This is a genomic window from uncultured Porphyromonas sp. (assembly GCF_902489635.1).
Taxonomy (GTDB): domain Bacteria; phylum Bacteroidota; class Bacteroidia; order Bacteroidales; family Porphyromonadaceae; genus Porphyromonas.
The window spans coordinates 25,804-34,247 of the sequence record NZ_CABUAN010000024.1 but is presented as its reverse complement, the minus strand read 5'-3'; the positions used below and the strand labels follow the sequence as shown (position 1 = coordinate 34,247).

7 protein-coding genes are annotated in these 8,444 nt (G+C 53.2%); all 7 read left to right on the top strand.

Features of this window, described 5'->3' with window-relative positions:
* The first annotated feature begins 453 nt into the window (after positions 1-453).
* The 7 genes from RDM37_RS05860 (at position 454) to RDM37_RS05830 (ending at position 8,441) form a co-directional block, all read left to right on the top strand.
* A complete protein-coding gene (locus tag RDM37_RS05860) occupies positions 454-2,388 on the top strand; it encodes a leucine-rich repeat domain-containing protein (RefSeq protein WP_308555834.1) in 1,935 nt (644 codons plus the stop codon).
* A gap of 224 nt (positions 2,389-2,612) precedes the next feature.
* Positions 2,613-3,134, top strand: coding sequence for a dihydrofolate reductase (locus RDM37_RS05855; RefSeq protein ID WP_308555831.1), 522 nt, complete (start codon positions 2,613-2,615; stop codon positions 3,132-3,134).
* Positions 3,127-4,506 carry a histidine--tRNA ligase gene (hisS, locus tag RDM37_RS05850; protein ID WP_308555829.1) on the top strand — a complete coding sequence of 460 codons (1,380 nt, stop codon included), beginning with the start codon at positions 3,127-3,129 and terminating at the stop codon, positions 4,504-4,506. Before RDM37_RS05855 ends, hisS begins: the two co-directional genes overlap by 8 nt.
* Positions 4,507-4,753: 247 nt before the next feature.
* Complete coding sequence (locus RDM37_RS05845) at positions 4,754-5,344, top strand: FKBP-type peptidyl-prolyl cis-trans isomerase (RefSeq protein WP_299368762.1); 591 nt, start codon at positions 4,754-4,756, stop codon at positions 5,342-5,344.
* A gap of 13 nt (positions 5,345-5,357) precedes the next feature.
* Entirely contained in the window at positions 5,358-6,083 is a 726-nt protein-coding gene (locus RDM37_RS05840) for an FKBP-type peptidyl-prolyl cis-trans isomerase (RefSeq protein WP_308555826.1), read from the top strand.
* 44 nt (positions 6,084-6,127) lie between these two features.
* Positions 6,128-6,997, top strand: coding sequence for an FKBP-type peptidyl-prolyl cis-trans isomerase (locus tag RDM37_RS05835; RefSeq protein WP_308555824.1), 870 nt, complete (start codon positions 6,128-6,130; stop codon positions 6,995-6,997).
* A gap of 235 nt (positions 6,998-7,232) precedes the next feature.
* Positions 7,233-8,441: an 8-amino-7-oxononanoate synthase gene (locus tag RDM37_RS05830; RefSeq protein ID WP_308555822.1), complete on the top strand. Its 1,209-nt coding sequence runs from the start codon at positions 7,233-7,235 to the stop codon at positions 8,439-8,441.
* The last annotated feature ends 3 nt before the right edge of the window (positions 8,442-8,444 follow it).

Here is an 8,444-nt window from a genome sequence, read left to right as displayed (position 1 = left end):
AGTACCATCTCAGTAATACCTTCCCAACTGTGTACTTTTTTCAGGAAGAGGACATTTTCCACGTGGGCGTCATTCATTTCCTCCGAAGTTTCATTTGATTCCTCCGAAGAATTTTTTATTCCCCACGTGGAAAATAAAAATTCTCCACCTGGATATTTCGAAATATCCACGTGGAAATCAGTTTTCCCCGACAGAGCCCCGCATTGATGCGCCTTTAACTCTAAATTATTGTTACACACCCATCCTCAGTCGGAGGGCTCCGTTGTCGAACGACAAGACGTCTATCGATTAGCTTTCTAACCTCTAACTTCTAATCTCTAACTCCCCATCTCTTGCTCAATTCCCAATAAAGGTATAACTTCGCAGAAAACGACATTCATTCAGCAGAGCCATCACAGCTCCCCAGCACGCTACAACGAAGCACTATACACTAACCTCTAGCCACTACCCACTATGAAGAAGCAACTACTCATCTGGCTCTTCGTCCTCCTCAGCACGCTCCTCGCTTCCAGCTCCCTCCTCGCCGAAGGGGTCATCACGATGACGACTTCCAAGGCTGTCGGAGAGACAATCATTCTAGCCATTGGAGCTAATGGCAACGTGACCATCGAAGGTATCAAAGAGGTTCCACGAACTGGGGTCAACTGGGTTAACTACACCCTCACCAGCCAGACGATCACCATCCGTGGCGATGTGACAGAGCTTTACTGCGATGGAAATCAACTGACCAGCTTGGACGTGTCGCAGAACACAGCCTTGACAAAGCTTGACTGCAGAGGCAATCAACTGACCAGCTTGGACGTGTCGCAGAACACAGCCTTGACAAAGCTGGACTGCTTCAGCAATCAACTGACCAGCTTGGACGTGTCGCAGAACACAGCCTTGACAAAGCTGGACTGCTTCAGCAATCAACTGACCAGCTTGGACGTGTCGCAGAACACAGCCTTGACAAAGCTGGACTGCAAATACAATCAACTGACCAGCTTGAACGTCTCTGGCTGCACAGCCTTAACAGATCTGGACTGCAAATACAATCAACTGACCAGCTTGGACGTGTCGGGATGCACCTCCTTGACAACGCTTGAGTGTTACGAAAATCAACTGACCAGCTTGGACGTCTCGGGCTGCACCTCCTTGACAACGCTTGAGTGTTACGAAAATCAACTGACCAGCTTGGACGTCTCGGGCTGCACAACCTTGACAACACTTTACTGCTCCAACAATCAACTGACCAGATTGGATGTGTCAGGCTACACCGCCTTGACAAAGCTGGACTGCTCCAGCAATCAACTGACCAGATTGGACATATCGGGCTGCAGCAACTTGACTTGGCTTTACTGCTTCAATAATCAACTGACCAGCTTGGACGTCTCAAATCATAACCATTTGATAGCTCTGGACTGTAGCAAGAACCTCCTGAGGAAGATAGATCTGTCAGGCTGTACGAGTATAATCTTGCTGACGTGTCATAAGAATCAAATTAAAGCACCCGAGATGACTAGCCTCGTCAAGAGCTTGCCAGATTTACAAGGTAAGGGTGTGGGAATTTTTGAAGTGTTTTATGATGGAAGTGGTGAGGGCAATGTTTGTCTTGCTACGCATGTAGCTACTGCTAAAGCTAAGAATTGGAAGACTCAGTTTACACGAGATTGGTGGGGTGGCACTTGGTACGATTACACGGGCGCAGATAATTCTGTCTTTACAGTTACCTCTTCATCAACTAGCGGTGGGGCGATCTCCTTAACAGGAGCGGACAACCTCAACGCTGTCCCCTATGGTACTACGCTGACGGTCATCGCTACTCCAACGGAGGGTTACGAGTTGACGGGGTTGACTGCCAATGACACGGACATACTCGCTACGAAGAAGATCGTTGTCACGGATAACCTAACCATCAAGGCAACCTTCACGAAGAAGACGTTTGCAGTGACGCTGACGAGCAACGAGCATGGAGAAATCACGATCGTTGAGCCAGTGGACCTCAAGGCAGTGCCGTATGGTACGACTCTGACGGTCAAGGCTACGGGCAAGAATGCGCAATGCGTACTGACGGAGCTGACGGCCAACGGCGAGGATATCCTGGCTACCCAGAGCTTTGTGGTCACAGATGTGACGGAGGTCAAGGCAACGTTTGTGGATCACACAGGCGTGGAGAGGACCGTCAAGCAGCAGACCCAGCTTTACCCGAACCCAGCGACTGACTATGTCATCGTGGAGGGTGTAGCACCTGCCAGCGAAGTGACGCTGCACAGCATGACTGGCGAGCGGCTCTATGCGGGTCGTGCGGATAGCCGAGGCACGCTACAGATTGACCTGACACCCTATGCAGACGGGGTTTACCTAGTCTGCGTAGCGGGCGATACTTACCGCGTAGTGGTAAGGCACTAGAATCAAAAAAGGGGCGAACGGAGGTTCGCCCCTTTTTGATTAGAGATTAGACTTTAGATATTAGAGGCTAGAGATTAGAGGGCTAGTGGCACTAGTGGGGCTAGTGCTTCTAGTGGCACTAGATTTTCTAGAATCTAACTTCTAATCTCTAACCTCTAATTTCTAACCTCTCGCCTCTAATCTCTAATTTTCGTACCTTAGCTCCCAAATTAGTTTGTCTGAGTATGGAAGTATGGATTATAGTGGCGACAGCGCGTGACCGTGCGATAGGGCGTGATGGCACGATGCCGTGGCGTCTGAGTGATGATTTGCGCCGATTTAAGGCGGCTACGACGGGACACGCGGTCATCATGGGACGACACACCTGGGACTCCATCGGTGCTCGTCCACTGCCCAACCGCTGCAACATCGTGGTCTCTCGCACCTTGACCGAGGGCGACGCCGAGACGCACTATGTCACCTCCACGCTAGAGCAGGCACTACAGCATTGCCAGCAGGCGGGCTACGAGCGCGTCTACATCATGGGGGGCGGGATGCTCTACCAGAGTGGCCTACCCTACGCTACGCACCTGAACTTGACAATGGTCGACACCGTCGTGCCGGATGCTGACACACATTTCCCAGAGATCAACCTAGCGGAGTGGTCTAAGCTCGAAGAGACGCACTATCCTGCTGATGAGCGCAATGACTACCCCGTAACACAAACGCTATACAAACGAATCGCAACGGCTAAACGCTATGAGTAAACCTTCGATACCTAAGGGAACAAGAGACTTCGGTGCTGAGGAGATGCGCCGACGCAACTATATATTTGAGACGATACGCTCTGTCTTCGCGCTCTACGGCTTCGAGCAGATCGAGACGCCCGCTATGGAGCAACTGACTACGCTCACGGGCAAGTATGGTGTAGAGGGAGACCGACTACTCTTTAAGATCCTCAACTCGGGCGACTATAAGGCGGGTATTGACGCAGAGACCTTTGCTGAGGAGTCTCCCGCAGCGTTGGCAGCTCGCCTTTGTGACCGTGGGCTACGCTACGACCTGACCGTGCCCTTCGCTCGCTATGTGGTGATGCATCGCAACGAACTGACCTTTCCCTTCAAGCGCTACCAGATGCAACCCGTATGGCGTGCCGACAGACCGCAGAAGGGTCGCTATCGCGAATTTTACCAGTGCGATGCTGATGTCATCGGTACCGACTCGCTGATGCCAGAGGTGGACTTTGTCTATATGATCGACGAAGTCTTCCGTCGACTTGACCTGCGTACCACACTACTACTCAACAACCGCAAGATACTGGCGGGGATTGCTGAGGTGATCAAGGCTCCTGACCGCCTAGCGCAGTTGACCATCTGTATGGACAAGCTGGACAAAACCTCTGCGGAGGCTGTTTTGGCGGACCTCATCGAGAGTGGCTTTGATCCCGACTTGCTAGAGCCCGTTCGCAAGGTGCTAACGCTAGAGGGGAGCAATCGGGACAAGGTGACAACGCTCCGACAGCTGCTCGCTGACTCTGAGATAGGGCTCAAGGGGCTGGAAGAGCTCGAGTACGTCCTGGATCATGTCGACACGAGCGACCTGATGACGGAGCTAACCTTCTCGCCTTCGCTGGCACGTGGTCTGGACTACTACACAGGCGCTATCCTAGAGGTCAAGTCGCTCGATGCGCCGATGGGATCTATCTCCGGTGGCGGACGCTACGACAATCTGACGGGTATCTTTGGGCTGGATGGTGTCTCAGGCGTGGGCGTCTCCTTTGGCGCAGAGCGTATCTACGACATCATGCTTTCGCTGGGTAAGTTTGAGACCGCAATGGCTCCCAAAGAGCGCATCTTCATCGTCAACTTTGGCGAGGAGGAGCTGCAGAAACTACTCCCCACAGCGCACCAGCTACGCCAGGCGGGACTCCCGACGGAGGTCTACCCCTCAGCGGACAAGATGAAGAAACAGCTCTCCTATGCCAACAGCAGAGGCTGTCGCTACGTCATCATCGCGGGGAGTCAAGAGCTGAGCGACGGCAAGGTCTCGATCAAGGATATGACCCTCGGCACGCAGCAGGAGTGTCCGCTCGACGAGATCGTATCTCGCCTGAGGGAGTCACTCTCCGCTAGTCATTAGAATGCTCATCTCGAGATTGTTGCAAAAGTCAACAGTCTCACAATCTTGCAAGCAAGATTGTCTAGACTTTGCAGAAAGGATGAAGCGCAAGGCGCTGAGGGTGAGGTCTGAAGGGAGCATACCTCCGTATGTGACCGAAGCCGAATCCCGAAAGCAACACAGCGATTCGCCTTTATACAACAGTCTCATCTCGTGAAGAATTGCTACCTTTGCAGAAGTATTTTTCAACTAAAGATAGAATATCCCCATGCCACAAGACGAAGTAAGCTACGCACTAGGCCTAAGCATCGGTCAGAACTTCAAAGCATCCGGAATCAAGGCAATCACCTCTGAAGACTTTATCGCAGGTCTCCAGGACGCTCTCGCAGAGCGTGAGCCACAGATGACCACCGAGCGAGCTCGTGAGGTGATCAACCAGCTATTCACGCGCTTGCAACAGGAGGAGGCAGAGCTCAACGCTGCTGCTGGCAAGGAGTACCAAGAGATCATGCGCCACAAGAGTGGTGTCGTGACGCTCCCCAGTGGACTACAATACGAGATCATCAAGGAGGGCAAGGGCGCTAAGCCTAAGGCTACTGACAAGGTACGCGTACACTACCACGGCACGCTCATCAATGGAGTCGTCTTCGACAGCTCCGTGGAGCGTGGCGAGCCGGCTGAGTTCCCGCTCAATGCGGTCATCCCAGGCTGGACGCAGATCCTACAGCTGATGCCCGTGGGCAGCAAGTGGCGCGTCGTGATACCCTCCGAGCTAGCCTATGGTAGCCGTGGTGCTGGTGACGTGATCCGACCCAATATGACGCTGATTTTCGAGATCGAGCTACTAGACATCGTATAGACACATTAAAGCTATGACACATCGCATTTTAACTCTTGCGCTGACGCTACTTGTAGGCGTAGGCGCACTCACGGCTACAGAGCCTCCACGTCTCATCACATCGGCTGATACAGCAGCCTATGCGCTAGGCGTCGCTAATGGTATCGGCTTTGCGCAGAATCTCTCCCAGATGCCTGGCGATCCAGTGAATAAGGAGTTGCTCCTAGCCGGCTTTTCGGCTGCTCTTCTAGAGCAACCTACCGTTATGACCAATGAGGAGGCGCAAGCTTTTCTCTCTAAGTACTTCCAGCAGCTCCAAGAGCAGCAGATGCAGGAGACAAAGGAGAAGAACGAGGCCTTCCTCGAGAGCAATGGGAAGCGTCCCGAGGTCAAGACGACCCAGAGCGGACTACAGTATGAGATCATCAAGGAGGGCAAGGGTCCTCGTCCTACGGTCGAGGACACAGTCCGTGTACACTACACGGGTACGCTCATCGACGGCACTAAGTTCGACAGCTCCGTAGATCGTGGCGAGCCCACTAAGTTTGGACTTCTGCAAGTGATCCCCGGCTGGACCGAGGGTCTATGCTTGCTCCCTGAGGGCAGCAAAGCTAAGCTCTACATCCCCGCACGTCTTGCGTACGGCGAGCGTGGAGCAGGCGGTATGATTCCGCCTTATGCTACGCTGATTTTCGAGATCGAGCTACTAGAGGTGATCAAGGGCGAGCCTATTCCCCTAGCTACTCCAACGGACAAATAGTCCGAACGATACATCGCAAACAAATATCCTAAATACAACTTACAATGAAGAAATCAATTCTCTCACTCCTCGCAGTGGTCGCAATGGTCTGTGCCTTTGCCAGCTGTAACAAGAAAGCTCAGAAGAGTGAAACCAACGGCGAACTATCAGCTATGAGCGATAGCGTAGCTATGATCCAGGGCTATATGACTGGTCAGCAGCTAGGTCAGCAGTTTATGATGATGGCTATGCAAGGCATGCCTGTAGACTCAATGGAGTTCCTCAAGGGCTTCAAGGAGGGTATCGCCGACACGACCAAGTTCTCTTACTTCGCAGGACAGATCCAGGGTGTCCAGACCGCTATAGGCCTCGCCAAAGAGGGCCTCGATGCTAAGCTCTTTACTCAGTACCTTGAGTATGCTCTCAAGGGCGATACGACCAAGCTGGCGATGGATCAAGAGGCTGCGTATAACTACATCCAGAACTACATCAATAAGAAGCAGGAGATCGACAACAAGGAGAAGTACGGCAAGAACATCGATGCTGGCAAGAAGGCTATCGAGGACTTTGCTAAGCAGGACGGTGTCATCACGACAAAGTCAGGTCTCGCTTACCGCTACACCACCAAGGGTACTGGCAAGTCTCCCGTAGATGGTGACAAGGTCAAGGTAACGTACCGTGGTACACTCATCGACGGCACTGAGTTTGACAAGAGCGAGGAGCCTATCGAGTTCGGAGTCAATCAGGTTATCCCAGGCTGGACGGAGCTTCTTAAGCTGATGAAGGAGGGCGATCAGGTGACCGCTTACATTCCTTACGACCTAGCTTATGGAGCTAATGGCAGTGGATCTTCTATCGAGCCATTCTCCACGCTTATCTTCGATGTGACACTCCTAAAGGTGATCCCCGCAGAGAAAGCAAGCGAGAAGAAGTAATCAGCGCGACGCTCAGTCGCCACGCATGACGACTCAACAGGTTCATGCGTCTGACTAATCTGGACCTACACAGTATCTATCGTTGGCACACGTCGTGCTACTAGATCCTGTGTAGGTCTATTCATAAGAACGGAGGGGCTTATCAATAGAGACTGTTGACTTTTGCAACAGTCTCCAATAAGCTCACTTCAGCACTACCACACAGACGAAACGCACGCCACACCAACTAAGGCCTATGTCTCACTTCGAGTCACATATAGAGCAGATCCTCGCCACGCTACGGGACGAGCAGGCACTCCGCACCCTCACCCCCATTGAACTTCTCGAGGATGGTCGCTACAGAGCGCTCGACGATGCGCCCTCACGACCGCTTATCAACCTCAACAGCAACGACTACCTAGCTCTCCACGACGCGACTTGTCACTTTGCTGGGGAGGCCGATCTGACCAACAGCCTAGAGAGGCTCTCAGCGAAGGAGATAGGCTCTACCTCTTCGCGCTTGCTCTCGGGAGATAGAGCGGTGATGCACCAGCTCGAGGGGCTCATCGCTGAGTCGCTACAGCACGAGGCTGCTTTGCTCTTCAACAGTGGCTACCACGCTAACGTAGGCATCCTCCCAGCACTCAAGCTCCCTGGCATGGTGGTGCTAGCAGACAAGCTGATCCACGCCAGTATGATCGATGGGATACGGCTATCGGGGCTGCCCTTCGAACGCTTTCGCCACAACGATGTGACCAATCTCCAGCGTCTCATCGAGAAGCATCACAGCTCCGAGAGTTGCCAGCACATCATCGTCATGGCGGAGAGCATCTACAGCATGGATGGCGATCTCGCTCCGCTAGAAGAGTTCGTGGCCCTCAAGAAGCAATACCCCAAGGTAGCACTTTATATAGACGAAGCGCACGCCATCGGCGTACGTGGAGCTCATGGCTATGGGCTGTGCGAAGAGCTGGGCTTACTTCCCGAGATCGATCTCCTTGTCGGCACCTTTGGCAAGGCTCTCGGATCTATGGGCGCTTATGTCGCTTGCTCTGAGGCGGTACGCACACTACTCATCACACGCTCCCGAAGCCTCATCTACTCGACCATGCTGCCCCCGCTCATCATTCAGTGGATACTAGCCGTCTGGCAAGCTCTCCCCACCCTCACACAGCGCAGAGCACACCTCGCTGAGCTAAAGCAACTCCTGACCGACGAGCTAGCCTCACTCCCAGAGCAACTGCTACCCACTCCGCACAGCCACATCATACCACTCCTCTGCGGGAGTCGTGAGCGAGCCAGAGCCGTGGCGCAAGCTCTGCACGAGGAGGGTTACTTCATCCGCCCCATCATGTCTCCGACCGTACCTGTCGGCTCCGAGCGACTGAGGATCTCACTGACCGCTGGACTGACCTCGTCAGATGTCAAGCGGCTCTGCCAAGTCATCCTAGCACACCTTGCCTAGAGC

Coding starts and splice junctions, on each gene's coding strand:
- hisS (WP_308555829.1), top strand. CDS start 3,127: ATGAGTAAACCTTCGATACCTAAGGGAACAAGAGACTTCGGTGCTGAG.
- RDM37_RS05830 (WP_308555822.1), top strand. CDS start 7,233: ATGTCTCACTTCGAGTCACATATAGAGCAGATCCTCGCCACGCTACGG.
- RDM37_RS05835 (WP_308555824.1), top strand. CDS start 6,128: ATGAAGAAATCAATTCTCTCACTCCTCGCAGTGGTCGCAATGGTCTGT.
- RDM37_RS05860 (WP_308555834.1), top strand. CDS start 454: ATGAAGAAGCAACTACTCATCTGGCTCTTCGTCCTCCTCAGCACGCTC.
- RDM37_RS05855 (WP_308555831.1), top strand. CDS start 2,613: ATGGAAGTATGGATTATAGTGGCGACAGCGCGTGACCGTGCGATAGGG.
- RDM37_RS05840 (WP_308555826.1), top strand. CDS start 5,358: ATGACACATCGCATTTTAACTCTTGCGCTGACGCTACTTGTAGGCGTA.
- RDM37_RS05845 (WP_299368762.1), top strand. CDS start 4,754: ATGCCACAAGACGAAGTAAGCTACGCACTAGGCCTAAGCATCGGTCAG.